Here is a 25,191-nt window from a genome sequence, read left to right as displayed (position 1 = left end):
ATCCTGCTAGACTAGGGCAAATTGCTTGAAAAAATCTTCTTGGGGAAGGATTTCAAAAGATTCCCTTGTTGTCAGTGCCTGATTCCCAATTGCAACGGGTCTGACAATTGATGTATTTAACAACGGATGAGGTAAATCTGCATTGGGCCCACGTAGCAGATCGAGTGAGAGGGAATCTAGTGTGCCTGCCAATCCGAATGCTTCGGCATTATTCAGAATTGTAGTCGTTAAATTCTGACTGACATTATCATAGAAGTCGTTAGGATTGGGATAATTCGTCAGATAATCTTCGGCAAAATTAGCCAGGGGCCTAATATCAGGAAAGACTTCTAAATTATCAACAAAATTCAGAGTGAGGGTCCCATCGGCAACAGTTCCTCCCTGCACGGGTAGTAACAAATCTTCCAATTCTAATTTGGTAATTTGCTGGTTATTTCCGGCTGAATTTTGGATGTTTTGACTGACAAAGTTATAGGGTAAAGTAGCAATGGGGGCCCGGTTTAGTTCGATGGATACGGAGTCCATTATTCCTGCTAGGCCTAATTCTGCGGCATTATCAACAATCGCTTCCGTCAAATTCTTGTTGACATTTTCATAGAAATCGTTAGGATTGGGATAATTGATCAGAAAGGATTTGACAAAGTTGGTCGCCGGGACAATATCAGGAAACGTTCCTACACCGTTTACGTAATCGATGGCCAGCAAAACATCGTTCACTATTCCGCCTTGAACGGGTATAAACAAATCTTTAATTTCCAGATTTACAACGTGGTCGAAACCCTCTCCCGGACTACTGATTGATTTACTCACGAACGGATGAGGTAAAGCTGCATTAGGGCCACGTTCTAGTTCAACGGAAATAGAATCTAGTGCGCCTGCCAATCCGAATGCTCCAGCATTATTAACAATTGTAGCCGTTAAATTCTGACTGACATTTTCATAGAAGTCGTTAGGATTGGCATAAGTGGTAAGATAACTTCGAGTGAAGTTAGCCAGAGGAGTCATATCGGGGAAGGCTGCTAAATTATCAACAAAATCAAGATTAATTGTCGCATTAGCAACAGTTCCTCCCTGGATGGGAATCACAAGATTTTTGATTTCTAATTGTGTAAGCTGATCCGTATTGCCAGTTGCATTTTCTATGCTTTGACTGGTAAAGGGATAAGGTAAAGTTCTAATGGGTTCACGGTTCATTTCAACTGATACGGACTCCATTGTTTGTGCCAGTCCCAATCCTGGGGCATTATTAAAAATCGCTGCCGTCAAATTCTTGCTGACATTTTCATAGAAATCATTAGGGTTGGGATAATTGCTCAAAAAGGATTTAGCAAAGTCAGTCACCGGGACTATATTGGCAAAGTTTGTCACCCCGTTAAATGGCTTGATATTAATGACAACATCATTCACTATTCCGCCTTGAACGGGCACGAAAAAATTTTCAAGTTCAATGCGTTGAACATGGTCTAAACTAAGCATGACTGTTAATTTTAGTAATGACCTGATGCCTGGAATTTAACATTAAGATAATTCCAAGTCAATACCTATCGTCCAATTTTTTTGTTAAGAAATATTAAATGATTAAAATAATAGACCTACTGAAGAGAGGAAAACATTTTCATGCTTATCATACATTAATCCAGCGATGCCAGGGCTTAAATAGAACTTATCCCTTGATGGCTAATGGCTAAATCTAGCTAGTGCTTTTCGTTTTCAGAAAACTATTTAATTCCGCAAAAGTGCTGCCATAAGTAATAGTAGGATGCTCGTAACCTTTCAAATCAACGGCATACTGCTTGAAAACGTTGCTTCCTCCCAACTCCGAGAGGTATTTGTAAGTCGTCTCTCCTAGAGCAATATCTTTACCAATTTGCTTCGTGCAAGATTCTAGGCGAAAAGCTGCATTGACAGTATCTCCGAGAGCCGTATAATCTGAGCGATCGCTACTACCAGCATTTCCCACCATCGCATAACCCGTATTAATTCCCGCTCCCACTCGCAAAGGAAAGGGAAGGGGATAACGACTGCTAAGTTCATCTGTAGCCTTATGAAGTTGACTTAGAGCTTGACAAATTCGCAGCATCTCATCCTGGCTAACGCCGTTAGCCTTGTGAAACCAGACAGCCATGATCGCATCGCCAATGTATTTGTCTACCCAACTACCATGCTCGCGGATAATTTGCCCTGCTTGGCGGAACCAACTACCGATCACTTCTGAGAGAATAGTTTCGTCGAGTTGCCTAGTCAAAACAGTAAAATCTCGGATATCCATTACCATCACCGAGATCAGACTGCGAACCGTCAAAGTAGCAGTAAAATCTTCAGAATCAGCCTCGATTAAGGGGCCACTAAGGCGATTGGTAGGGGGACAGTTAAACTCCAGTTCAGTTTGACCAAAGACTAGGCGATCGCTATTCTTCAAAGTTACAGGAATACTCACCCGCCGCCCATTGACAAAAGAGCCATTACGACTGCCCAGATCGATCAGGTAAAACTCTCCTGTTTCCATCCGTTGTAACATCGCGTGGCTGCGGGAAATCCACCGATCGCTTAACACGAAATTATTATCATCGCTCCGCCCAATAGTCCAGCAATTGCTGCCCACCAGAGGTAGATAGCGATTGCCCGCATCAGTGCGAAGTACCAAATGAGGAGTGGGTTGTAACGTCACCACAGGCCCTAAAAAATGCCTCAATAGCTGTTCAGATATGCTAATTTACAGCTTGACACTCTCCGGTCTAAAGACACGGGGATTCTTAAGGAAAAACTTTGGGGGATGAATCCGCCTCAAGTTTGATGCTTAAAGGGTTTGTCAATAAGCCCCTACCCGCAGTCTCAATTATTGAGTCTGCGGCTACTTTTGCTTTGCAGATGATGTTTGCTGCACCGTTAACGTCTGCATTCAAGATTAAGCCCGCTTTATGACGGTATAAACCTCGCTTGATTCGTTTCCCTGATGGTTGCCAACTGTCGGGTTTTTCACCAAATGCGGCTGGCCGTAAATCTCGGTCTAAAAAACTGGTTTTCGAGCTGTAATCTTCCTCTTGGGCTACGAATCGCCACCCCCTCAATTCGCATTCTTGCTGCCATCTTTCTTTGACTTTAGCTATCGGTATTTGCACAAAATTTTGATTACTCTTAACCCCCATTTTTACTTCTGGTTTTTGCCCCTTAGCAAAATGCTCTTTTCTTTTGTTTCCCAGGGGCAACCCGACTTTATTACCCACAACTTTTAGAACTTGATTGGGATAAGAAAGTAGTTGCTCAACTATTGTCCGATCGTTTCCCCTTAAATGCCCAATATCTTTTTGTACTGCGTACACTTTGTTTCACCTCGGTAGTTGAGCCTGTCGAAACTCCGTTAACTAACTTTACCATATTTGGCAAATATCTCACTGAGAGACTAAAGCCTCCTCTTGCCTTTCATCTCTGGACTAAAGTTTGAGGGTAGAGGGCTATTTTTTATAATTTCAAGCTACCAGATCCGGCCGGGGTTGCTTGAGTCGCTTATACCCTACAGCGCTTTTCCCGTAAGTATTGCACCATATAATCTTCGCGACTCCCGCATTGGGTTGATTAGCCCCCTAAATTTTAGCCGACTAACCTGCTCGGATGAGATTCCTGGCAGAGTTTTGTATAGGATTCTAGAGCATATATCTAGATTCTGGCACTCAGCCGATTTTAGATTTTAGATTAGCCCAGAGCCTAAAGTCTCTAGGTCTATCAGTAGATTTTAGATTTTAGATTTATTCCACAGTTTAAACTAGCGGAGCATACCCGAAAGTCTACAATCTAGAGGCTAAAATCTCAAATTGTTGGCTCAGTAAAAGACGGGCAATTTTCAGTTTACCGAAGCGGCCAGCAAAAATAGACTATCTACCAGAATTGTACCCAATACTGCTCCTGAAAATGCCCACCAGTGAGGTTTGCCGAAGCGTAAAGGGAAAAGGCCCACAGTTAAGAGCACTCCGACTAAGAAAATCGCACAGCTAACTCCCCAAGGGGTACGCACAACGGCGATCGCACTTTGAAAAATTGGCATTGCTAAGGATATGTCTACCTGCATTAACTGTCGCCAGTGGGGAATTAACCCTGTCAGGTAAAAATATCCATCTGTTACTGCTGTACCAAAGAGAGAACCTAGATAAAACCAGTTTCCCACTTTTCCCCACTCGCGCCTCAAACACCAAATTGCTAAAGGTACTAAGGCCCCTTCGACTGGTAAGTGCCAAAGTGGTTCCCAGCGCAACCAACCCCAATAAATGCCTCCCGTCAACCAACTCCAAGTGAATCCTAGCAGTAAGTCTCCCCAAAGCCAAGTTGAAGGGTTTTTGAGTAGCTTGAAGGCGATCGCCAGCCAGCCTACTGTCATTGTCAAGCTTACCACTGGCATCTGCCGGACTAGCGGTGCTTGGAAAAATACGGGCACTGTCACCAGGAAAACAGCAGCCCCAAATATTAACCAGGTTGTGCTAAATCTGAGCTTGCCTAAAAAAAATGTGGAAAAATGGCTGTCGCGATCGCTCGCGGCGGTAGAAGTGAACTCAGACAAAGTTTCGTTAAACAAGGTATCGTTAAGATTCTTTACTTAAGTTAATCTTTTTGAAGATATCACAAAAACTTTACCTTCTTTTCTCTCCCTTCTTACCCTAGCCCCTAGTCCCTAGCCCCTAGCCCCTAGCCCCCAGTCCCTAGCCGCCTTAGCGGTTAATATATCAAGGCTTGACAGGTGCTAGAGTGGTAGCCGCCGCTCGTCTTAGACGGCAAATGACCATAATGACTAGGAACTCAGAGAATGATTGCTAATCTTAATGTGCTTTTAGCTCAAGCACCCATCGATACCCCTGCTGTACAACCACAGATCGATATTTTACAGGCGATCGTTTTAGGAATAGTGCAAGGGTTAACAGAGTTTTTGCCCATCAGTAGCAGCGGCCATTTGAAGATAGTACCCCTGGTACTGGGTTGGGGCGATCCCGGCGTTGCCTATACTGCTGTAATTCAGTTGGGTAGCATCGCTGCGGTGCTATGGTATTTTTGGGAAGACTTGACAAATATTAGTATTGGTGCATATAAAGCTATAATTCGATCTGAATACGATTCCCAAGATTTTCGCTTGGCAGTAGGGATTGGTTTAGGAACCCTACCAATTTTATTTTTCGGAGTGTTAATTAAGGTATTGATTAAAGACTATGATAATTCACCTCTAAGGAGTGTGGCAGCAATAGGAATTGCTTCTATTATCATGTCGCTGCTATTGGCAATAGCAGAAAAAATTGGTAAGCGTCGGCGCACCTTTGAGAAATTAACTGTATTCGATGGTATTGTAATGGGATTAGCCCAGGCAATCGCCTTAATTCCTGGTGTTTCTCGCTCTGGTTCCACATTGACAGCAGGGTTATTTCTGGGGTTAGAAAGAGGGGCCGCAGCACGGTTTTCTTTCTTGTTAGGAATTCCGGCAATTACGTTAGCTGGATTAATTGAGTTAAAAAGTGCTTTAGGAGAGGGAATAGGTCAGGCTGGATTAATTTCTGTGGTGGTTGGAACGGTATCAGCGGCGGTGTTTTCTTATCTGGCTATTGCCTGGTTGTTGAAATTTCTGCAAACTCAGAATACCTGGATTTTTGTTTGGTATCGGCTAGCTTTTGGAACTGCTATTTTGTGCGCGATTGCTGGTGGAGCGTTAAAAAATATCTAAGAAGAAGGAAGAAGGAAGAAGGAAGAAGGAAGAGGGAAGAAGGAAGAAGGAAGAAGGAAGAAGGAAGAAGGAAGAAGAAGGAGGTTGGTTTTATGAAATTCACTCAACTCTGCGGATTGTAAGTAAATCCACCTAATTAAACACTAAGATCGGGATGGCTAAAAAGCTGACTGTATAAACATACTTCCTTCTCTCCTAGATAACTAAATCTTTCTTCCTTGTTCCTTCTACTTGTCAATAATTTGGAGAAGTGGTAGTAAGATGGGAAATATACCATTTCTCTAAAAGTATTGCTACAATCCGCATAGTTATTTTTGCTACATACAATTAACCAAAAGATTGCTACTGCTAGATGATTTGGGAGAAATGGTATAAAAATAATGACTGAGTTACAATAGTTGAATAGACATAATTTTAATAACAGAAGATAACCATGAGCGAATTATCAATCCGCCCCGCGCTAATCACTAAAGTTATTCCCGATTCTATCGCCGCCGAGATCGGATTTGAACCTGGAGACTCGATAGTATCTATCAACGGTCAAAAACCTCGCGATTTAATTGACTACCAATACCTCGTAGCCGACGAATTTCTAGAACTGGAAGTATTAGATATTAAAGGTAAAAGCCACAACCTAGAAATCGAAAAAGACTGTGACGAAGACTTAGGCTTAGAATTTGAAACCGCCCTTTTTGACGGATTAATTCAGTGTAATAACCGCTGCCCTTTTTGCTTCATTGACCAACAACCACCGGGCAAACGCGAAACTCTATATCTTAAAGATGATGACTATCGCCTCAGTTTCCTTTATGGCAGTTATCTTACCCTAACTAATTTAACTCAAAAAGAATGGGATAGGATCGAACAAATGCGACTATCTCCCCTTTATATTTCCGTTCATGCAACTGAGCCCGAAGTGCGAATTCGCCTATTAAAAAATTTCCGGGCTGGTAAAATTTTAGAGCAAATTAAATGGTTTGAAGAGCGGCGTTTGCAAATTCACGCCCAAGTTGTTGTCTGTCCCGGAATTAATGATGGCGAACATTTAGAACGCACTCTGTTAGATTTAGCTAAATTTCATCAAGGTAATATTCCTGCGGTTGCATCTGTGGCAGTAGTTCCAGTTGGTTTAACCCGATGGCGACCCGGAGAGGATGAACTTGTGCCAGTGGTAGCCCAAAAAGCGCAAGAAGTAATCAAACAAGTACAATCTTTACAAGCTAAACTGCGACAAGAAACGGGAGCAAATTGTATTTGGTTAGCCGATGAATGGTTTTTAATCGCAGGTGAAGAATTGCCCTCTGCTGCTGATTACGAAGATTATCCGCAAATAGGCAATGGTGTCGGTTCTATTCGTCAATTTATCCAAGAATTTGAAGAAGCCATCAAGAAATTACCACCACAGAAAATAAATCCGCCGCGAAAATGGACTTGGGTAGTTGGCAATGCTGTAGAAAAAGCTTTTGAGCCGATAGTGCAGCGGCTAAACCAAATTGAAGGGCTGGAAGTTAATATGGTAGCTTTAGAAAGCGGTTATTGGGGAGTCGCGATCGCCGTTACAGGGTTGCTGACCGGTCAAGACTTGCTCGCAGGTTTGCAGGGGCGGGACTTCGGGGATGGCATTCTGCTACCATCGGTCATGCTCAAACAGGGAGATAGCCTGTTTTTAGACGATATGACCCTTGAGGAAGTAGCCCAAAAGCTAAAAACGTGCATTTTTCCAGTCATGGGAGTTGAAAACCTGATCCTGACTGCCATCGGGCAATATAGCAACCGCCTTGGCGGTTAGGGGTTAGGGGCTACGATGCTCAGGGCTAGGGGAAGATGGGGGAGATGGGGGAGATGGGGGAGATGGGGAAGAAGGGAAAAAAATCAGCGAGTTTGGTGTAACTCAGAACGTCCTAACTACCTTGGCGGTTGCAATAAATAAAAATCGGGCAACAAATAAAATAAATAAAGTATTAAAATGGCGATCGCATTCCTCAAAACGCAGAAATGTAGCATACTCAATGTTGAGTCCAGACTTCAGGCTTCATCGCTTGTTCTAGAATTGTCTCTGGACTTGCAGACTCATTAAAGAACTTATGCGCGTTTTTCGTCATCTCGTGGTTGTAGGGGTAGGTGCGGCGATTACTTTCAGTAATGTAGGGCGGAGTGCGGCTACACCACCCTTGGCTCAGTCCCAAGACACCCAGCCAGAAACTAATCAGCTCAAATTAGGGCGGGATTTCAAATCTGCCCCAAAAACAGCAGGAGAGCGAAAATCGCAGGAGGGATATGTTCCTGCGGTATCCCCCCCAACTCAATCTCAGGAAGCTCACACCGAAACTAGCTCCCTGCAATTGGGGGCAAACTTCAAATCGGCATCAAAAGCAACAACCGAAACTAGCTCCCTGCAATCAGGGGCAAGCTTCAAATCGGCATCAAAAGCAACAGAGCCAACATCTCAGAAACAAGAGATGCCTTTGCCTCAGCCAAGGCCCGACAGAAAGGCAGACTTAACCCTGAAGCGGGGCTTGGGTGCAGTGGCGATCGCACCTCCACAGCTAAAGCAAAGACTTTCCGGCAGTCTCAAGAGAGCCACAAACAGCAACTCAAATACTGCCCAAGCACCTTCCCCAAACGTCGAGCCAGTAGAAATCCCTACACCTGGGGTTGTGCCAACTACTCCTGTCGAAACTATCCCACCTCCAGCCCCTAGTCGCACTCCTCTGGAGAGTTTCCCAGGACTAACACCGAATGGGACTTTGCAAACCCAGCCTCCTGAGTTCCTAGAACCCAACCCCAATCCCCTCAGCTTTCCCACTCGACCAGAGGAAGTGAGGATCGAACGTACTCAGCCCATTACCTTGCAGCAGGCGATCGATCTCGCTCGCCGCAATTCTCAGACTTTGCAGATTGCCCAACTGCAACTGGAACAGAGCCAAGCGGTTGTGCGGGAACAGCAAGCAGCTTTGTATCCCGATCTCAACGTTCAAGTCGATCTCAACCGCCAAATCAGCGCGGGCGGAGAGCTTGGGGTTCGCGCTCAGGAACGCAGGCGAAACTTTTTAGAATCTCAAGGTCAACCAGTGGGCGGAGCCGCCCCCCAAAACTTTGGCAGCAATACTGTCAATACAACTTTGCAGTTGAGCTACAACGTGGATCTGTTTGGTGCTCGTACTGCTAATATCCGAGCTGCGGAGGAACAGAATCGGTTTCGAGAGTTAGAAGTAGAGCGGATAGCCGAGGAACTTCGCTTCGATGTTTCTACTAATTACTACAACTTGCAAGATGCTGATGGGCGAGTAGCAATTAGCGAGGCGGCCGTGAGAAATGCTCAGCAGAGTTTGCGAGATGCCGAAGCTCTAGAACGGGCTGGGGTAGGAACTAGATTTGCGGTATTACAGGCTCAGGTGAATTTAGCCAACGAGCAGCAAAGGTTAAATGAAGCCCGTCGCGATCAGCTAGTTCGCAGACGGCAACTAGCTGAAATTTTAAATATCAGTCAGTCTGTAGAGTTAACAGCGGCAGATCCCGTCGAGCAAGCTGGGTCTTGGAGGCTATCTCTGGAAGAGAGTATTGTGCTGGCTCTGAAAAATCGAGCTGAGTTAGAACAGCAGTTAGTGCAGCGGGCCGCTAGCGAACAGCAGCGGCGCTCGATTGTGGCAGGCCGCAAGCCCCAACTGAATGTGTTTGCTAACTATAATGTTTTGGGCGTAGACCCGGATGAAGGAGACTACTTTGCCTCTCGCGGCTGGGCGGATGGCTACTCAGTAGGCGCAAGACTGACGTGGAATTTCTTCGATGGGGGAGCTGCTCAAGCGAGAACTCAACAGCGAGAATTTGATATTGCGATCGCAGAAACTCGCTTTGACCAACTTCGCAATCAGGTGCGCCGCGAAGTGGAACAAGGCTATTTTGAGTTGGAGTCGAGTTTTGCCAGTATTGAAACTGCCGAAACTGGCGTACTCCAGGCAAGAGAAGCTCTGCGCTTAGCCAGGCTCCGCTTTCAAGCCGGCGTGGGTACTCAGACGGATGTGATTCAGGCTGAAACGGATTTAACCAGGTCTGAGAGGAACCGACTTTTAGCAATTATTGGCTACAACCGTGCTCTGTCGGCCCTGGAACGAGCTGTTACTAATCTTCCTGGTAACGACCTTTCCGATACTCCTTAAGGGGAGATGGGGGAGCGGGGGGCGGGGGAGCAGGGGAGATGGGGAGGATAAGGAGAATTTTGCTTTTCTTGTGCGTTAGCATTCACAGGACTTTGGCACCCAACCAAAGAAACCGGGTTTTTTCGGAAAATACTTCGCCCTGACCCAGAGATTCTGTCAAAAACCCGGTTTCTGGAGCCATGAGCGTAAGTCCTAATGGCTAATGGCTAATTGCTCATGGCTAATGGCTAATGGAAGACAGGCTAATGGCTAATTGCTCATGGCTAATGGCTCATGGCTACCTTCCCCATCTTCCCATCCTCCCCATCCTCCCCATCCTCCCCATCTCCCCCATCTTCCCCATCTCCACGCTCCCCCGCCCCCCCGCCCCCCATCTCCCCATTAAGACCTGACATATTATTTAATATTTTGTAATAAAGACCCTGTTAACCAAGTTAGGAATTCGCAATGGGCAATATCAAGTTTGTCAAAGAAAATCGGGAAGTGATTGCAGCAGACGGAGCGAATTTGAGGCTCAAGGCCCTGGAAAACCGGGTAGACTTGTACACTTTTTCAGGAAAGATGATGAATTGCGGGGGTTACGGCCAATGTGGCACCTGTATTGTGGAAATCGTGGAAGGGATGGAACATCTCTCTCCTCGGACTGATGTAGAAAATCGCAAGCTGAAGAAAAAGCCCCCGACTTATCGTTTAGCCTGTCAAACTTTAGTCAATGGCCCGGTAAGTGTGAAAACTAAGCCGTGACGCACAGATGATATCCTAGTCTTGTTAGTTTTTTAATTATCAGATAGAGGCTGGGGATCATGCAAGTTAATGAGTTAGGATTTATTGCATCGATTTTGTTCGTGCTAGTTCCAAGCGTTTTTCTACTCATTCTTTACATTCAAACGGCTAGCCGCGAAGGTAGAAAGGATAGCTAGCATTTTTGCTACGTCTTTCATTGCCAAAAAAGCGCCAAAGCAATACGCATTTGGCGCTTTTTTGGTAATTTTAGTTATAGCAACCTTTAGGGCAGTTAGGACACTCGCTCATGGCTGGAACCCGCTTATTCTCTTCCCTTCTTCCCTTCTTTCCTTCTTCCCTAGCCCCTAGCCCCTAGCCCCTAGTCCCTAGCATAGCTATCTATCCAACTGTACGGGCTAGGAGTACGGGACACTTAGCATAAACGCGCACGTAGTCAGAAAGAGAATTTCCTAGCAGGCGATCGAGATCCAAAAAGCTTTTGGCAATATTGGGGCGGCGATCGGGAGAACCCAGAAGCAACAAGTCTACACTCAAATCTTCTGCGAGCCGACAGATTGTTTCTCCTGGTTTGCCTGTGGCAGTAACACAGCGGTAGCTGACTCCCATTTTTTTTACCTCTGCAACAGCGGGTGCTAAAATAGGGTCTTTTTCTGCATTGGGCGTTAAGTCTTCGGTGCTTTTTCCGGTCAAATCTTTGGTGACATGAACTAAAATTACCTGCCCACCACTAACCTCTTTCAGCAGGGCAAGTGCCAGTTTCAAGCATTCTAGAGCAGCATCGGATTTGTCGATCGCTACCATGACGCGCTTGATTTTTTTTACATAGGTATCGTCTTTCACTAACAGCATGGGTCGCGATGTTAACTGGAAGACGTACTGACTAACAGAGTTTTCAAGAATGGATTGCAAGCGTCCTAGTCCCCGCGAACCCATAATGATCAAGTCGGATTTCTCTTCTTCGGCAACTTCACAAACTATGGTTTTCGGATCTCCCTGTCTCAGGCGGGGATTGACTTTGTTGGGATCTACCTTCAAAGATTGCACTGCTTGTGCGAGGATTTCCCCTCCCTCTTTTAATTTCTCGGCCATGCCATCGGCAGTGACTTGAGGGGGTACAACGTGCAGGACTGTAACAGATGCCCGTTGCAGCGATGGGATGTCCATCAACATATTAAACATCTCTTCGCACAAGCCACGACCAGCTACAGCTACTAAAATTTTTTCTATCATGGGTTTGTTTTGGAATGACAACAAGTTATGTACACTTTACGGCCTTAAGTAGGAGCTAATTGCCCTAACCTTTTACAATCAAGCATAGGCCTGAAAACTGACTTATGATTTGTAGAAATGTAGCTTTTTGGAACGATTTGTAACGTGGTGTATAACGATCAATCAAAACCGGAACTAGCACCCTCTGGCCCTATCCAAAATTTGCCTCATCGGGATAGTGGTTGGTTTGAACATCTCGTGCAGGTTTACCCTCACCATACTGACTACGGTGGTATTGTTTGGCATGGGACTTATATTGCCTGGATGGAAGAGGCGCGGGTGGAAAGTTTGCGATCCATTGGGATTGATTATGCAGACTGGGTAACGCAAGGTTTGGAACTACCTGTGGTGGAACTTTCTGTACGCTACCATCGAGCTGTGCAGATGGGCCAAACAGTTGCAGTTAGAACGCGGATGAGTGCTAGCGAGGGTGTGAGGCTGCTTTGGGACTACGAAATTCAATCTCCTGATGGTAAGGAATTATATGTGAGTGCCCAGGTAACTTTGGTGGGAGTCGATCGCGAGAAGGGTAAGATTATGCGCCAATTACCAGTAGCAGTACAGGAAGCTTTGGCAAAGCTTACTGCTCATTTGAGTCCTTAAAAGGGAGATTTTTTAAGCTGGCCGATCTTCGCCCAGTTTCATTCAACTTATATTTATTTGAACTCTAAACAGTTCCCACCAGCAGAAGCAGAACCTTTAGCCGCTGTTGATCCAGCTATAAGGCTCAAAATTCTTATAGCTACTTATAGAAAAGATTTCACGGCTGCTGACAAAGCTTCTGCATTCTCTTCGTGTAGCCCTAAAGAACCGGGAATAACTCGCGTTTGTACTCCTGGCAATTCAGTTAATATTTCCATTTCAGCTTTTGATTTGGGTGGGGTATTTTCGCCGATTACAACCATTACTGGAACTGTTAATTGTTCAAAATTTGCTATAAATTGCTCTCGTTTCTGTGCGGGATCTAATGTTCCAGTCACAAAAGCAGCAGAACCAAATCTTGCACCAGGTTGCTGTGTTATTTGCGATTTCTGTTGAATAAAACTGGCTGTAACTTTATCGGGATCGGCGTAGACGTGGCGGCGGTACATAAATTTCAGGAAAGAAGGGGTGGTGTTGAGTTTGTAGAGCAACTGACCTAGAAAGGGCGATCTTACTAATTCTCTCAATATTCCATACCAACTGCGATGTTCTCCCATTGCTGTTGGTAAAGGCCCTCGCCAAGTTGGAGCGGCTAAAACAATTTTTGACCAAAAATTAGGCTGTTTTTGAGCTAAGTCCATCACGTAACCCGCAGCATGACCGGCGGCAATTACTGATATGGGAGTGTTAAAAACAGCCTCGATAAAATCCTTTAAAAATTGATGATATAATGGCGGTTGATAGTTAAGTGCAAGGCGTGATGAGTCACCAAATCCTGGCCAGTCTAAGGTAATAACTTGAAACTGGGGAGCTAATAAGGTCGCCAAAGGCTGCATTTCTAATCGCGAGGAAACCGTGCTGAATGCTGGCAAAAGTAATACTGGTTTTCCCTGTCCTTGGCTTTCATAAATTACTGAGATTTGTCGATTTTCCCAGTTCCAAATATACTCCTGAATTTCTCTCTCTTTGCTATTGGTAGCTGGAATAAAAGATACACTTTTGCTCATAGCTTTCTATTTTTCCCTTGATTTAATTAATTTCTAATTGCTGACTTCGGGGGATGCTAATGCTTTAGTTTTCATCATTTGAAAGATGTTGTAAAACCCATTAGCGCGGGAAGGAGTTAAGCTCACATTCAGACCAGTATCTTGAATAAAGTCGGGAGAAACATTAGTTATTTCTGTTGGTGTTAATCCGCTTAATCCTTCAACCAATAACGCTACTAACCCTTTAACTAGCTGAGAGTCAGAATCGCCTTGAAAGGAAACTTTACCATCCGCTAACTTGGCTGTAATATAAACTTGAGAGACGCAGCCAGACACTTTATTTTCAGGTAATTTATCGCTTTCTGGAAACTCCGGTAGTCGCTTGGCATACCAGAGTAATTGCTCGTAACGCCTTTTAGGGTCGGAGTGGCGCTGAAAACGCTCTACAATTCGAGCTAGAGCTTCGGGTAGGAAAGAAGTAGTGGACATGATTCCAAATTTTGGTCAATAGGTCAATTATACACAGAGATTGCGTTTTCTGTAAAGCGCTTCGCTGCTATTACAGAATTAAATATTTTGCCGAGATTGCATCAGCAGACCATGTTTAGGAGCAAAAATCATCGCCAGAACAAACAGTAAAGTTTGTACGACAACAATACAGCCACCAGTTGAGGCATCTAGATAATAGCTAGCATAGAGTCCCATTACACTAGAAAAAACTCCAGAAGCAGTTGCTAATAACATCATATAGTCAAAGCTATCGGTCAACAAATAAGCGGTAGCTCCAGGTGTTACGAGCATTGCCACTACTAAAATAATCCCAACAGTTTGTAATCCAGCAACAGCAGTTAAAGACAATAAAGAAAGTAGCGTGTAATATAATGCTACGGTATTAATTCCGATCGAACGAGCATGAGTTGGGTCAAAACAGAATAGCAGAAAGTCTTTTCTGAAAATAGCGATTGTAACCAAAGCAATTACGCTAATTACAATCGTTTGGATAATATCACCATCGGAAATACCGAGAACATTCCCAAATAGAATGTGAGTTAAATCTACTGAACTTTGTGTTTTAGAAATCAGAACTAAACCTAGTGCAAAAAAGCCAGTAAACACAAGTCCTATAACAGTATCTTCCTTAATCCTAGTCTTAGATTTAATAAATCCAATTGCCACAACGGAACCAACTCCAAACACAAAAGCACCAATTGCCAAGGGAATATTCAGCAAATAAGCAATTACCACTCCTGGCATCACTGCATGGGACACGGCATCCCCCATTAAGGCCCAGCCTTTGAGGGTCATATAGCAGGACAAAACGGAACAGACAACTCCAACAAGCATACTAACTAAAACAGCTTTAACCATAAATTCATGGGCTAAGGGAGCCATAAACCATTGCCAAATATCGATCATAAATTCTCCTGTACTATGTCAATAATGCGAGTTTGATTGAATTAGATATAGTTTACGCAGATTTGTGTAGTAACGCCACCATCTTGGCTGTTTTTTACCGCCTTTCCGAGCGGCATTACGGATGGTTTTGCGTAAGTCTTATTAGAGTTCTCCCAGAGAACCACCAAAAGTCCGAGACAGATTTTCTTCAGTGAATAAGTCTGAAGTTTTTCCATAGGCGAGGATAGTGCGATTAATCAGTACAACTTGGTCGCAAAAAGTCTTAATGGAAGCGAGATCGTGAGTAGAAACTAAGATTGTGTGTCCTATTTCTCGCAATCTTAATAACAAATCAATCATGGTCTTTTCAGTATTAATATCTACACCGGTGAAAGGTTCATCGAGTAGTAAAATTGTGCTTTTTTGCGCCAAAGCTCGTGCCAGAAATGCTCGTTTTTTCTGACCTCCTGAGAGTTCGCCTATTTGACGATCTTTCAAATCCCACATCTGCACTCGCTCTAAACTTTCTCTGACAATTCGTCGATCTATAGGCTTAGGAATTCGCAACAAATTCATATAGCCATAGCGTCCCATCATTACTACATCCCAAACATTAACTGGAAAATTCCAATCCACTTCTTCTGCTTGCGGAACATAAGCAATTAGATTTCGCTTTTGAGCGCTGCGAATGGGTAAACCTTCGACTAAAACTCTACCTGTAATAGGTTTAACAAAACCCATAATAGCTTTAAATAGAGTCGATTTGCCAGAGCCATTCATTCCCACCAAACCATTGATAGAACCAGGCTTAAGTTCTAAATTTGCTCCAGATAAAGCTATTTTGCCATTATAAGCAACCGTAACTTCTTCAACTTTAATACTAACTGCATCTCGCATGATTTTGTCTCCAGATTTCAATAAGTCATGACTTATATATGCTTGACGTAACGCCGCCCGGAAATGCGGTAAAGTCACCAGCAAGATGGCGGCGTTAGGAAGGGTTTTACAATTTGCCTTGCAATCCTTGAATTAACATTGTTACATTGTGTTCTAGGAGTTTTAAATAAGTAGAAGCTGGGCCGTTAGGGGGAGATAGAGAATCTACATAAAATACTCCTCCAAACTTAGCATTTGCCTCTTTCGCAACCTGCTTTTGAACTTCATTATTAACAGTGCTTTCACAAAAGACTACTGGAATTTGATTAGTTTTAACGGTATTAATCGCCTTTTCAACCTGCTTAGGTGTAGCTTGCTGCTCGGAGTTGACTGGCCAAATATAAACCTCTTTCAACCCATAATCGCGGGTGAGGTAAGAAAATGCTCCCTCGCAACTAACCATATATCGCTTAGATTGAGGAACAACAGCAATTTCTTGTTTAAGTTTTTGGTCAATATCTCGAATTTTTTGGCTGTAGATCCTAGCGTTTTCATTGTAGGATTTGGCATTAATAGGATCTAGTTTGACTAACGCTTTCCGAATATTTTCAACATAAATTAAGGCATTTTGCGGAGACATCCAAGCATGGGGATTAGGCTTTCCCTTGTAAGCATCTTCAGCGATCGCAACAGGCTTAATCCCCTCACTTAAAGTAATGTGCGGTACTTTAGATAAATTAGTATAATACTTAGCGGCCCAACGTTCGAGCTCCAAACCATTATCTAGTATCAAATCTGCCTGTTTTCCCCGCACTAAGTCACTAGGCGTAGGTTCATAGCCATGAATTTCTGCCCCCGACTTGATTAAAGATTCGACTACAGCTTTATCTCCCGCGACGTTCTGAGCCATATCTGCTAGGACGGTGAAGGTGGTCAAAATCACTTTTTTCCCTTTTTGGGCTTGCAGATTGGCTTGTGGCTCAACGGAGTCAGCAGCAGGGAGGTTATTGTTAAGTTTGGTACAAGCTCCTAAACCGATTAAGATCGAGCTGGCGATCGCTAACTGGACAGTAAATGCTTTGTTCCGTGACATTGGCTACACTGATTTCATAATTTTTTCATTATTATAGCAGTTTGCAGGAATTATGCACTCTAACCAAAGAAACGGGTTTTTACCGAATCTGTGCGATCGAACGAAGTATAGCAACCGCCAAGGCGGTTAGGGGCTAGAGGCTAGGGGCTAGGGAAAGAGGGGAAAGAAGAGAAGGGAATAGAATTAAGGGATGAGTAGAAAATATCTAAAATCCCCTCTGGGTTCGCATCAGGTGAGTCACTGCTTTTATTAGGTGAATCGCGGCCAGATTATCGGTGAGGAGGGTAAAATGACTCTTAAAGAAATTGAAGGAAGTCTAATCGTCTTTTCCCGCCCAAGGTGGACGACCAGGGCCATTGCGAATGGTAATAACTTCACCATTAGCACGGGTAATAGTAAATGCGTCAAAGTCGTCATCGTCGTACTCTCCGGTGACAGTCAATTGTTCTCCCACAGAAACGTTGATAGCGCGATACCAACGCGGGCCGGCATCCACAATCACTTCTCCAGTTCCGTCGCTGAGGATGAATTCATTGCCAACAACACTACGAACAGTGCCAGTAATTGTGGTTCCCTGTTGGCGTTGCTGTAGTTGCTCGATCGGGATTGTTTGGGCTTGAACGCTTAAGCTAGTAGTGAGGATCGAGACTAAAATGCCAGGGACAATCAGATAGTTGTTCATAGATAAAAACCTGATTCGATGGTTGATGATTTTAAAGTAGCTAGCGATCGTGACAGAATAATGACGAGAAAAAATTTTAATCAATTTAGCCTCAGTGCGGGGTAATTTTACTCGAAAGGTTGAGCCTGTGCCCACTTCACTGATAATGCTAATCTTGCCTTGGTGTACTTGGATAAACGGTTCTAGCTGTTCTCGATCGTCTTCTACTAGGAGAATTTGCATAAGCTGGCGGCGTTATGTAATTCGTTTTCTAAATTAATAGAGTTCCAAAAATCTACAATTTTTTCAGTCACAAGTTGGGGGTAGAAGTAATGGAAAAAATAGCGCCCTGTAGGACAATGCCAGAGAAGATCGCCTTCTTTTAACCAATGTTCCCAACCCTGAAACTGGTGTAAATCGACAATGATATCATCCTCACTACCACAAACTAGCAAGGGCGCAAAAACATAAGCAGGCTCAATGCGAACTCGCTGAAATAAACTATGAGGTGAAAGAGAAGTTAATAAATCTCTGTCCAGTATTTTGAACAGGTTTTGAACAATCGGTACGCGCTGATTGCCAAATAAATTATACACCATCTGCCTCAAAATAGTTTCGCGGCTACAAGGTAAAAGCTGGAGCTGAACATAATAATGCGCTTGCCAATCAACGGCTGGATAAACGCCTACAGATAGCAATGTTAAGGATTTTACTCGCTCTGGATATCGCCGAGTATAAAGCAGTCCTAATAATCCGCTAGTGCTGTGTCCTAAGAGATGAATAGGGCGATCGCATTGCTGCAAATAATCATGCAGCAGTGCCAGTGCTGTTTCTAAAGATGTCGGTTCGTCTTGGGTTTGGGAATACTCCCAGCGAGAAATTGATACCTGTTTGGAAAGATTTTGTAACAAAGGGCGATCGAATTCTTGCAAGCTGGGGCTAACATTGAGCCACAGCACCTCTGGTGATTTAGACATTAAATTTCCTGGTGGGATGTGAATAGAAAAAGCTCTGAAACTTTCTTGGGGCAATGCTTCTGTATTGTTTTTCAGAAGATTGCCCCTCGATTAATTACACTCCAAACTCCCGTTTGAGTTGAGAAACCCATGCTTTGATGCGACTATTAGTCATCTCAGACTGATTATCTTCATCGATTGCTAGCCCGACAAATTTACCATTCTTGAGAGCTTTTGACTCATTAAACTCATAGCCTTCTATGGGCCAATAACCAACAGTATTACCGCCTTGTTCTGAGATTTTTTCTTCTAAAATTCCCATTGCATCTTGAAAGTTATCTGCGTAACCGATTTGATCCCCAGCTCCGAAATAGGCAACCTTTTTGCCACTGAAATCAATGTTTTCTAGTTCGTCGTTATAGAAGCCATCCCAGTCACCTTGCATCTCGCCTACGTTCCAGGTAGGGCATCCGACAATCACATATTGATAATTGGCAAAATCGCTGTCCTCTGTTTGGGAGATATCGTATAAATCGACGATATCGCTACCGCCAAATTCTTTCTGAATTAGCTCTGCTACGGTTTGAGTATTACCTGTTTGAGTTCCGTAGAATAAACCTATTTTTGCCATGATGTTTCCTGGTTTTAGTGAATAATTAATCGATTTGGCGTTACTCTCAAAGGCGGCAAAATTATAAAATTTAAGTGCTTTTCCCCAGATAAGCTGGGAAATTGGGGCTGATACCAAATCCGGGTTGAAAACTTCCAGAGCGGACTCGGCGTTTGAAATCGCGACTAGACAGAGAAATTCCACTTCTACAAGCTCCGTTAAGAGCTGTGCGGACTGAATAATCAAGAGGCATTTAAGCCGGATTTAGTCTCAGTAGCCTCAGTGCGATCGCTTCACCCCCTAGAAATTAGCTCCATCTATTGAGAATAATACTCAACTAAGACTAGATTTATTTTAGATAATTTATTTCTTTTTTAAGTTAAGTTTTATTACAATTTAGTTGAAATGCTTATATAGCAAGCATTACAGCATTTTTTGGCACTGCTACCAAACAAAAAAATGAAAATAATATTAAAAATATAGCCAGATATATAGAGAATCTATCGCAGAAAAGCCAGTTAGAACTATTTTCAGTGGGTTAAGGAAAAAAATCTCTTATTTCCCATTTTTCTCTAATTCATCCTCCATAATGAAAGTTAGCGGGTGCGTCTTTAATCTCTCTTCAGATAGATGACTTTTATCCATTACAGGTTCTAAAGACGCAATGACAAATAATCTCTCTACTTCTGTAAAGCTCAACCTGGTTATTTTAGGTGTAGCCTGCGGATGCAACGGTTTCATAGACAACAGCCTACTAGCAGCTCAGATAGAACCAGCATCCAAGCAAGACAACTCCGCTCCCTCTCAGCCAATTTCCCTAAACTACCCAATTGAGCCGCCACAGATTGAGTCGGGAACAGTTGTTCCCGACTCTCCTTTTGACTCTCAAATCGAAATCAGCCAAGACACTCAAAAAAGTCTGACCGGTCAAGTAACATCTGTTTCTCAATTATCCGACGTGCAGCCTACAGACTGGGCATTTTCTGCATTGCAATCCCTAATTGAGCGCTACGGCTGCATCGCTGGATATCCTGAGAGCACCTATCGAGGGAATCGCGCCTTAACCCGCTACGAATTTGCTGCCGGATTAAACGCTTGCCTCGACCAAATTAACCAGTTAATTACTGCATCGACAACTAACTTTGTTACCAAAGAAGATTTAGTCGCTCTGCAACGGTTGGAAGAAGAATTTGCCGCTGAAATAGCTACCTTACGGGGACAAGTAGACATTTTAGAAGCTCGGACAGCAGAATTAGAAGCTAACCAGTTTTCTACTACTACTAAACTGAGTGCTTTGATGGGCTTTAATTTAGTAGGAGCAAATGCTGCATCCGGCGTAAAAGTAGAAAGAATTGACCCAGAAGATCCCTTCAGCTCAGCTCAACGTGATGCCAATGGTAAACCTACTGTCACGGAAGTTAGGAACGATCCTAATACGACCATGAGTTATTTTACAGTCATTTCTTTCCTAACATCTTTCACAGGTGACGACTCCCTGGTAACTAGCCTAGCTGTGGGTAATGGGGATTCTGCTGCTAATGCTTTTAGCTCTGCGGGGTTATACAATACCTTCGGAGTTCCCAGCTTTGACATCACCACTTCTGCGGGTAATAATAAGCTGGCATTATTGGAATCTTATTACAGCTTTCCTGTTAATAATTCCTTGGAATTAACAGTAGGCCCTCGTTTACTTTGGTTGAGTTACTTTGATACCAATGCCTTTACTTCAATTTTCGGTAAAGGTGCTGGCAGTTACAACTCTTTTGGCACTACACTGATGAACGATTTGGGACGAGGTGCAGGTGCAGTTGCCAAGTGGAAGTTCAACGATAAACTTAAACTTCATTTAGGTTATATGGCAAATGTTCCCGGAGCATCTCAACCAAATCGCGGGTTATTTGGAAGTACTCGCTCATTTACGGCTGAACTGACTTATTCCCCTAGTAAAAATGCGAATATCCGCCTGATTTACGACCGCACCCGTATTCTACCTAATGACGACGGACAAATTTCAACGAGACCGATTAAAGGAGTTGCTGATGATGGTTTTGGCGGTAAGCTGGAAGATGCCGCTGCTAATAGTTTTGGTCTCAATTTTGATTGGCGGCTAGCTGCCAATTTTGGTATTTTCGGCCGCTATACTTATAGCAACACTCGCTTAAATCCGAAAGCTTCAGAGATGAAGGATGAAAGCGTGAACGCCCAATCTTTTCAATTTGGGCTAGGTTTCCCTGACTTGGGTAAAGAAGGGGCAATTGGTGCGTTATCTTTTGTCGTTCCTTTTGATGTGATCTCCGGGCGGCGATTTCTGGTAGCTGGTGGCGGAGATGGAGGAACTCAGTATGATATAGAAGCGAGTTACTATTTTCCCATGACGGATAATGTTGCGATCGTACCGAGTTTTTATCTGATTGTAAATCCTAACAATTTCAGTAGCAATCCTACTATTTATGTTGGGAGTATGCGAATGCAGTTTGAATTCTAGTTATAACGCCTAAGTTGCTCTCTAACTCTTATAAAAAGGGGAGCGGGGGAGCAGGGGAGCAGGGGAGCGGAGGAGATGGGGAGGATGGGGGAGATGAGGAAGATGGGTAATTAGCAATTAGCAATTAGCAATTAGCAATTAGCAATTAGCAATTAGCAATTAGCAATTAGCAATTACCCATTACCAATTCCAATATCGCCGCCAGTGAAACAAATTTTCTAATAAATTAGGTAAAAAAGACCGACTGCGGAAGCTTTGTAATTGCCAAGCAGCGGCAGTTTTACCATTAATTTCTGATAAAGTCGGCCAGATGTGTGGAAGTTCCGCGATCGCACTCACTTTCAACCCTTGACGCATAGCTAAAGCTAGACTGTGTATTAACTCCGCAGCCTGCGGCCCAACCAGGCTCGCTCCCAATATCTCCCCATTACGACGACCAATTAGCTTACAAAAACCAGTCGTTTCTCCCACTATCTGAGCTTTATCCGCTGTCTTAAAATATTCTCGACAAACTACGATATCGTCCCCATATCTAGTTCTAGCTTGTGCTTCAGTCATACCAACTCTTGCCAATTGGGGATCGGAAAAAATAGCCCAAGGAATACCGCGATAATCTACCTTGAAAATTGGTAAAAATAACGCATTTTTTACAGCGATTTTAGCTTCATAATTGGCAATATTAGCAAATTGATAACCACCAGTAACATCTGTGCAAGCGTAAATTTGAGGGTTAGTGGTTTGCAGTTTATTATTTAAAATCAATCCTTTCTCATTAAAATCAACCCGCGCTGCTAACAAATTTAAAGATTCTAAGTTAGGCATCCTGCAACCAGCAGCTACCAAAATTTCATCAGTTTCTATAGCCTCATTCCCTGCTTGAATCCATTTTTTACCATCAATAATCCTGGCTTGTGTGACCTCAGTTTGAGTTAGAATCCGAACACCTTCAGCTTCCATGCTAGCTTGAACTAAACGAGCAGCATCCGCATCTTCTTTAGCCAAAATGTGAGAACTTTTAAGCACCATCGTCACCCGAACTCCCAGCCTTGAAAAAGCTTGAGCCAGTTCTACACCTGCGGGATCTCCACCAATGACAACTAAAGTATTTGGAAGCTTTTTTAATTCGCTTAACTGTCTACTGTCCGCCGTAAAATATCCTGTAGATAACAGCCCTTCAATGTCTGGAATTGCAGGTTGAGGAGGAGTAGCAAGGAGGAAAGATCGCGATTTTAACAGTCTACCATTCACAGCAAAGGCGAGATCTGGTTTAATAATAAATTCACCTTTGCCAACAATAATATCTACACCAGCAGTTGCTAATGCAGCAGGAGAATTGATTTCCTCAAGGTTAGAGACTACCCCAGAAATCCATAGCTTTGCTATATCAAATTCCAGGGCTATTTCAGCGACGGAGTTATCCTCTATCGGTGTAGTAAACTGCTGTAAAAAACGTATTTGTTTAGCAAAGCGACCCATTCCTAGCAAAGCTTGGTTGTATCTTAACCTCGCAAATGAAGAATGTTTAGGCGACAACGAGAACTCTTGCCCATTATTGGAGGATTCTATCAAAGCGACACGAGCTTTGAGGTGAGTTGCAGTGAGTGCGGCAAATCGTCCAGCAGCAGTGCCGCCAATTATCACCACATCGTAGTCAAGCATAAATGAAGAAGGGACTAGGGGCTAGGGACTAGGGGCTAGGGAAAGAGAGGGAGCGGGGGAGCGGGGGAGCGGGGGAGCAGGGGAGATGGGTAATTAGCGATTAGCGATTAGCGATTAGCGATTAGCGATTAGCCATTAGCCATTACCAATTACCAATTACCAATTACCAATTAACAATTACCTTATTTTAGAACATCTGCTAGTCCTGCTAAGAGGCGGTTATTATCTGCCTCCGTGCGGATGGCAACTCGGAAAAAGCGATCGCCTAATTCGGAAAAACTTAGACAGTCGCGGATTAGAATACGGTGACGTTCCAATAGAGTTTTTTGTACCCAAGACACAGAATGCTCAGAGTTTACGAATAAAAAGTTAGCTGCACTTTTGTAAGGGTGCAATCCTGGTAACTTCGCTAAACCCTCCAATAACTGAGGGCGAACTGAAGCTAGCCAGTCCCAAGTTTGCTGCTGGAAGGCGCTATCTTGCACCACAGCAGCAGCAGCGGCCGCCGCTAGGGTATTGACAGGCCAGGGGTCGCGCCACTGTTGCCAGCAGCGAATGCGGTCAGGGTGTGCGATCGCATAACCTAACCGCAGTCCCGGCAGCGAATAGAATTTAGTCAGCGATCGCAAAATCACTAAATTGGGAAACTCTGCCACCAACCCAACCAAACTTTGCTGCTGTGCAGGGGGTAGAAAGTCCATAAAAGCTTCATCTACGACGACTAAAGCAAATTTCTCCAAAAAAGGTGCGATCGCCTCTAATGTAAATAACAACCCCGTAGGATTGTGGGGATTATTCAGCAGCAAACCACTTGCACTGGGGATTTGAGATTGGAGATTTTCAATTGGCGATCGCAAATCTAAAACATCCAATCCCAAATCTATCGAGCATTCCAGCACAGTTGCGCCAAAAGTTTTCAATGCCCGCCTGTAATCACCAAAAGCCGGAGTAACCAAATAAGTTCGAGCCAAATTTGACAACTCCAAAGCCGCCCAAGTTAATAATTCTGCCGCGCCATTCCCCGGCAGAATCCACTCAGGGCTCAGGTGATGTATTTGGCTCAAAGCCTCCCTCAATTGGCAGTAATCGGGGTCTGGGTAAACTCCTAAGTCGCTTAGGTGGGACTGAATCGCACGCTTAGCCGACTCAGGAGGCCCCAAAGGACTGATACTAGCGGAAAAATCCAGAATGGCAGTAGGAGGGCAGCCAGCTAGTGCTGCTGCCCAAGTTAAATTTCCCCCGTGTACAGGTCGAGTCAAAGCTCAGTTCCGCAGTTATCGGCTCCTACTTCTCAGCAGGCGGTGCGACTCTATCTTTGAACAACTTGCCCGCCGAGAAAGCAGGAACTTTAGTTGCTGGGATTTCCATCTTCTCGCCTGTCTTAGGATTCCGACCCTCGCGAGCCTTGCGTTCCCGCGACTCAAAGGAGCCAAAACCCACCAGCGTCACTTTATCGCCATCGGAAACAGCTTCCATGATGGATTCCAGGGCAGCACTCAACACGGCATCAGCCTGTTTCTTTGTGACGCTTGCCTTTTCTGCTACTGCGTCAACCAATTCACCTTTGTTCATCTGGCATACTCCTTAAGGTTTGCACAATTACGTTAAACAGCATTCAGCTCTTAGCTGCACGTTGGACTGGGGGTTTGCAGTTCTAGGTATGGATTTCGGGGCGTTCCCTATTCTCAGTACCTAGAACTCTGACACACAACTCCTAGCAGACACAGATTCCCTTGACAGAGGGTCAAAAAAGGAATTTTTACTGCTGATGGCTGAAACCCCGACAGAATCTAATTTTCACTGCATTATTCTAAAGTCTTGTCGGCCTATATGGATCGGTGAAACCTTTAATTTATATGGATTTCGACACTTAGTAGGTTTTCGACACAAAAATTGAACCAAAAACCCCCTTACGAGATATAATTTATCGCTTTTACGGATGGGGAGAGGGGGAGAGGGGGAG

The 25,191-nt window shown here is 44.0% G+C and carries 24 protein-coding genes; 7 read left to right on the top strand and 17 right to left on the bottom strand.

The features are described 5' to 3' along the window. Positions 1-6: 6 nt before the first annotated feature. From OSCIL6407_RS0102575 to OSCIL6407_RS0102560, 4 genes are all read right to left on the bottom strand, one after another. The gene (locus tag OSCIL6407_RS0102575; RefSeq protein ID WP_007355459.1) at positions 7-1,476 is read right to left on the bottom strand and encodes a hypothetical protein; all 1,470 of its coding nucleotides are present in this window, start codon (positions 1,474-1,476) and stop codon (positions 7-9) included. 214 nt (positions 1,477-1,690) lie between these two features. Continuing rightward, complete coding sequence (locus OSCIL6407_RS0102570) at positions 1,691-2,671, bottom strand: adenylate/guanylate cyclase domain-containing protein (protein ID WP_007355458.1); 981 nt, start codon at positions 2,669-2,671, stop codon at positions 1,691-1,693. Positions 2,672-2,753: 82 nt separating this feature from the next. Continuing rightward, positions 2,754-3,320, bottom strand: coding sequence for a hypothetical protein (locus OSCIL6407_RS0102565; protein ID WP_007355457.1), 567 nt, complete (start codon positions 3,318-3,320; stop codon positions 2,754-2,756). Between the two features lie 518 nt (positions 3,321-3,838). Further along, positions 3,839-4,564: a DUF3120 domain-containing protein gene (locus OSCIL6407_RS0102560; RefSeq protein WP_007355455.1), complete on the bottom strand. Its 726-nt coding sequence runs from the start codon at positions 4,562-4,564 to the stop codon at positions 3,839-3,841. Between the two features lie 228 nt (positions 4,565-4,792). Here OSCIL6407_RS0102560 and OSCIL6407_RS0102555 point away from each other — a divergent pair, with 228 nt between their 5' ends. The 3 genes from OSCIL6407_RS0102555 to OSCIL6407_RS0102545 all read left to right on the top strand — a co-directional run bounded on the left by OSCIL6407_RS0102555 (position 4,793) and on the right by OSCIL6407_RS0102545 (position 9,852). Then, positions 4,793-5,695: an undecaprenyl-diphosphate phosphatase gene (locus OSCIL6407_RS0102555; protein WP_019486893.1), complete on the top strand. Its 903-nt coding sequence runs from the start codon at positions 4,793-4,795 to the stop codon at positions 5,693-5,695. A 433-nt stretch (positions 5,696-6,128) separates the two neighbouring features. Continuing rightward, positions 6,129-7,484 carry a TIGR03279 family radical SAM protein gene (locus OSCIL6407_RS0102550; protein ID WP_019486892.1) on the top strand — a complete coding sequence of 452 codons (1,356 nt, stop codon included), beginning with the start codon at positions 6,129-6,131 and terminating at the stop codon, positions 7,482-7,484. Between the two features lie 295 nt (positions 7,485-7,779). Next, positions 7,780-9,852, top strand: a complete 2,073-nt coding sequence (locus tag OSCIL6407_RS0102545) for a TolC family protein (RefSeq protein ID WP_007354416.1) — start codon at positions 7,780-7,782, stop codon at positions 9,850-9,852. A 263-nt stretch (positions 9,853-10,115) separates the two neighbouring features. Here OSCIL6407_RS0102545 and OSCIL6407_RS37615 read toward each other — a convergent pair whose 3' ends face one another. Continuing rightward, entirely contained in the window at positions 10,116-10,247 is a 132-nt protein-coding gene (locus OSCIL6407_RS37615; RefSeq protein WP_019486890.1) for a hypothetical protein, read from the bottom strand. Positions 10,248-10,299: 52 nt separating this feature from the next. On the opposite strand from OSCIL6407_RS37615, the gene OSCIL6407_RS0102530 reads away from it, so the two are divergent. Both OSCIL6407_RS0102530 and psbM read left to right on the top strand, forming a co-directional pair. Next, positions 10,300-10,596 carry a 2Fe-2S iron-sulfur cluster-binding protein gene (locus OSCIL6407_RS0102530; protein ID WP_007354414.1) on the top strand — a complete coding sequence of 99 codons (297 nt, stop codon included), beginning with the start codon at positions 10,300-10,302 and terminating at the stop codon, positions 10,594-10,596. Between the two features lie 59 nt (positions 10,597-10,655). Beyond that, a complete protein-coding gene (gene psbM, locus OSCIL6407_RS32120; RefSeq protein ID WP_071592436.1) occupies positions 10,656-10,772 on the top strand; it encodes a photosystem II reaction center protein PsbM in 117 nt (38 codons plus the stop codon). A 202-nt stretch (positions 10,773-10,974) separates the two neighbouring features. Here the strand turns inward: psbM and OSCIL6407_RS0102525 are convergent, their stop codons facing one another. Continuing rightward, on the bottom strand, positions 10,975-11,826 hold the full coding sequence (locus OSCIL6407_RS0102525) for a universal stress protein (protein ID WP_007354413.1): 852 nt from the start codon (positions 11,824-11,826) through the stop codon (positions 10,975-10,977). Positions 11,827-11,970: 144 nt separating this feature from the next. Here OSCIL6407_RS0102525 and OSCIL6407_RS0102520 point away from each other — a divergent pair, with 144 nt between their 5' ends. Then, complete coding sequence (locus tag OSCIL6407_RS0102520; protein ID WP_007354412.1) at positions 11,971-12,468, top strand: acyl-CoA thioesterase; 498 nt, start codon at positions 11,971-11,973, stop codon at positions 12,466-12,468. A 143-nt stretch (positions 12,469-12,611) separates the two neighbouring features. Here OSCIL6407_RS0102520 and OSCIL6407_RS0102515 read toward each other — a convergent pair whose 3' ends face one another. The 8 genes from OSCIL6407_RS0102515 to fldA form a co-directional block, all read right to left on the bottom strand. After that, positions 12,612-13,514 (bottom strand): alpha/beta fold hydrolase, encoded by a 903-nt coding sequence (locus tag OSCIL6407_RS0102515; RefSeq protein WP_007354411.1) that lies wholly within the window; start codon positions 13,512-13,514, stop codon positions 12,612-12,614. Positions 13,515-13,547: 33 nt separating this feature from the next. Then, the gene (locus tag OSCIL6407_RS0102510) at positions 13,548-13,982 is read right to left on the bottom strand and encodes a SufE family protein (protein ID WP_007354410.1); all 435 of its coding nucleotides are present in this window, start codon (positions 13,980-13,982) and stop codon (positions 13,548-13,550) included. Positions 13,983-14,060: 78 nt separating this feature from the next. Continuing rightward, entirely contained in the window at positions 14,061-14,909 is an 849-nt protein-coding gene (locus tag OSCIL6407_RS0102505; protein ID WP_007354409.1) for a metal ABC transporter permease, read from the bottom strand. 141 nt (positions 14,910-15,050) lie between these two features. Further along, positions 15,051-15,785 (bottom strand): metal ABC transporter ATP-binding protein, encoded by a 735-nt coding sequence (locus OSCIL6407_RS0102500; protein ID WP_007354408.1) that lies wholly within the window; start codon positions 15,783-15,785, stop codon positions 15,051-15,053. 106 nt (positions 15,786-15,891) lie between these two features. Next, positions 15,892-16,857 carry a metal ABC transporter substrate-binding protein gene (locus OSCIL6407_RS0102495; RefSeq protein ID WP_007354407.1) on the bottom strand — a complete coding sequence of 322 codons (966 nt, stop codon included), beginning with the start codon at positions 16,855-16,857 and terminating at the stop codon, positions 15,892-15,894. 316 nt (positions 16,858-17,173) lie between these two features. Continuing rightward, complete coding sequence (locus OSCIL6407_RS30205) at positions 17,174-17,761, bottom strand: ATP-binding protein (protein WP_007354406.1); 588 nt, start codon at positions 17,759-17,761, stop codon at positions 17,174-17,176. Next, a complete protein-coding gene (locus tag OSCIL6407_RS0102485) occupies positions 17,746-18,495 on the bottom strand; it encodes an alpha/beta fold hydrolase (RefSeq protein WP_007354405.1) in 750 nt (249 codons plus the stop codon). The genes OSCIL6407_RS30205 and OSCIL6407_RS0102485 overlap by 16 nt, the downstream gene beginning before the upstream one ends. Positions 18,496-18,589: 94 nt before the next feature. Next, the gene (gene fldA, locus OSCIL6407_RS0102480) at positions 18,590-19,105 is read right to left on the bottom strand and encodes a flavodoxin FldA (RefSeq protein WP_007354404.1); all 516 of its coding nucleotides are present in this window, start codon (positions 19,103-19,105) and stop codon (positions 18,590-18,592) included. A 643-nt stretch (positions 19,106-19,748) separates the two neighbouring features. Here fldA and OSCIL6407_RS0102475 point away from each other — a divergent pair. Then, complete coding sequence (locus OSCIL6407_RS0102475; protein ID WP_007354403.1) at positions 19,749-21,569, top strand: iron uptake porin; 1,821 nt, start codon at positions 19,749-19,751, stop codon at positions 21,567-21,569. 180 nt (positions 21,570-21,749) lie between these two features. Here OSCIL6407_RS0102475 and OSCIL6407_RS0102470 read toward each other — a convergent pair whose 3' ends face one another. The 3 genes from OSCIL6407_RS0102470 to OSCIL6407_RS0102460 all read right to left on the bottom strand — a co-directional run bounded on the left by OSCIL6407_RS0102470 (position 21,750) and on the right by OSCIL6407_RS0102460 (position 24,800). Beyond that, complete coding sequence (locus OSCIL6407_RS0102470) at positions 21,750-23,228, bottom strand: dihydrolipoyl dehydrogenase family protein (RefSeq protein ID WP_007354402.1); 1,479 nt, start codon at positions 23,226-23,228, stop codon at positions 21,750-21,752. A gap of 182 nt (positions 23,229-23,410) precedes the next feature. After that, positions 23,411-24,487, bottom strand: coding sequence for a threonine-phosphate decarboxylase CobD (gene cobD / locus OSCIL6407_RS0102465; protein WP_007354401.1), 1,077 nt, complete (start codon positions 24,485-24,487; stop codon positions 23,411-23,413). A 25-nt stretch (positions 24,488-24,512) separates the two neighbouring features. Then, on the bottom strand, positions 24,513-24,800 hold the full coding sequence (locus OSCIL6407_RS0102460) for an HU family DNA-binding protein (protein ID WP_007354400.1): 288 nt from the start codon (positions 24,798-24,800) through the stop codon (positions 24,513-24,515). Between the last annotated feature and the right edge of the window lie 391 nt (positions 24,801-25,191).

This window comes from Kamptonema formosum PCC 6407 (genome assembly GCF_000332155.1).
Taxonomy (GTDB): domain Bacteria; phylum Cyanobacteriota; class Cyanobacteriia; order Cyanobacteriales; family Microcoleaceae; genus Kamptonema; species Kamptonema formosum.
The sequence above is the reverse complement of the archived record's forward strand: the minus strand, read 5'-3'. Positions and strand labels throughout refer to the sequence as shown.

What these genes read in the sequence shown, in the direction of transcription:
- OSCIL6407_RS0102575 (WP_007355459.1), bottom strand. Translation starts at nt 1,476, where the DNA reads ATGCTTAGTTTAGACCATGTTCAACGCATTGAACTTGAAAATTTTTTC.
- OSCIL6407_RS0102555 (WP_019486893.1), top strand. Translation starts at nt 4,793, where the DNA reads ATGATTGCTAATCTTAATGTGCTTTTAGCTCAAGCACCCATCGATACC.
- OSCIL6407_RS0102550 (WP_019486892.1), top strand. Translation starts at nt 6,129, where the DNA reads ATGAGCGAATTATCAATCCGCCCCGCGCTAATCACTAAAGTTATTCCC.
- OSCIL6407_RS0102545 (WP_007354416.1), top strand. Translation starts at nt 7,780, where the DNA reads ATGCGCGTTTTTCGTCATCTCGTGGTTGTAGGGGTAGGTGCGGCGATT.
- OSCIL6407_RS37615 (WP_019486890.1), bottom strand. Translation starts at nt 10,247, where the DNA reads ATGTCAGGTCTTAATGGGGAGATGGGGGGCGGGGGGGCGGGGGAGCGT.
- OSCIL6407_RS0102530 (WP_007354414.1), top strand. Translation starts at nt 10,300, where the DNA reads ATGGGCAATATCAAGTTTGTCAAAGAAAATCGGGAAGTGATTGCAGCA.
- psbM (WP_071592436.1), top strand. Translation starts at nt 10,656, where the DNA reads ATGCAAGTTAATGAGTTAGGATTTATTGCATCGATTTTGTTCGTGCTA.
- OSCIL6407_RS0102525 (WP_007354413.1), bottom strand. Translation starts at nt 11,826, where the DNA reads ATGATAGAAAAAATTTTAGTAGCTGTAGCTGGTCGTGGCTTGTGCGAA.
- OSCIL6407_RS0102515 (WP_007354411.1), bottom strand. Translation starts at nt 13,514, where the DNA reads ATGAGCAAAAGTGTATCTTTTATTCCAGCTACCAATAGCAAAGAGAGA.
- OSCIL6407_RS0102510 (WP_007354410.1), bottom strand. Translation starts at nt 13,982, where the DNA reads ATGTCCACTACTTCTTTCCTACCCGAAGCTCTAGCTCGAATTGTAGAG.
- OSCIL6407_RS0102505 (WP_007354409.1), bottom strand. Translation starts at nt 14,909, where the DNA reads ATGATCGATATTTGGCAATGGTTTATGGCTCCCTTAGCCCATGAATTT.
- OSCIL6407_RS0102500 (WP_007354408.1), bottom strand. Translation starts at nt 15,785, where the DNA reads ATGCGAGATGCAGTTAGTATTAAAGTTGAAGAAGTTACGGTTGCTTAT.
- OSCIL6407_RS0102495 (WP_007354407.1), bottom strand. Translation starts at nt 16,857, where the DNA reads ATGTCACGGAACAAAGCATTTACTGTCCAGTTAGCGATCGCCAGCTCG.
- OSCIL6407_RS30205 (WP_007354406.1), bottom strand. Translation starts at nt 17,761, where the DNA reads ATGCAAATTCTCCTAGTAGAAGACGATCGAGAACAGCTAGAACCGTTT.
- OSCIL6407_RS0102485 (WP_007354405.1), bottom strand. Translation starts at nt 18,495, where the DNA reads ATGTCTAAATCACCAGAGGTGCTGTGGCTCAATGTTAGCCCCAGCTTG.
- fldA (WP_007354404.1), bottom strand. Translation starts at nt 19,105, where the DNA reads ATGGCAAAAATAGGTTTATTCTACGGAACTCAAACAGGTAATACTCAA.
- OSCIL6407_RS0102475 (WP_007354403.1), top strand. Translation starts at nt 19,749, where the DNA reads ATGACAAATAATCTCTCTACTTCTGTAAAGCTCAACCTGGTTATTTTA.
- OSCIL6407_RS0102470 (WP_007354402.1), bottom strand. Translation starts at nt 23,228, where the DNA reads ATGCTTGACTACGATGTGGTGATAATTGGCGGCACTGCTGCTGGACGA.
- OSCIL6407_RS0102460 (WP_007354400.1), bottom strand. Translation starts at nt 24,800, where the DNA reads ATGAACAAAGGTGAATTGGTTGACGCAGTAGCAGAAAAGGCAAGCGTC.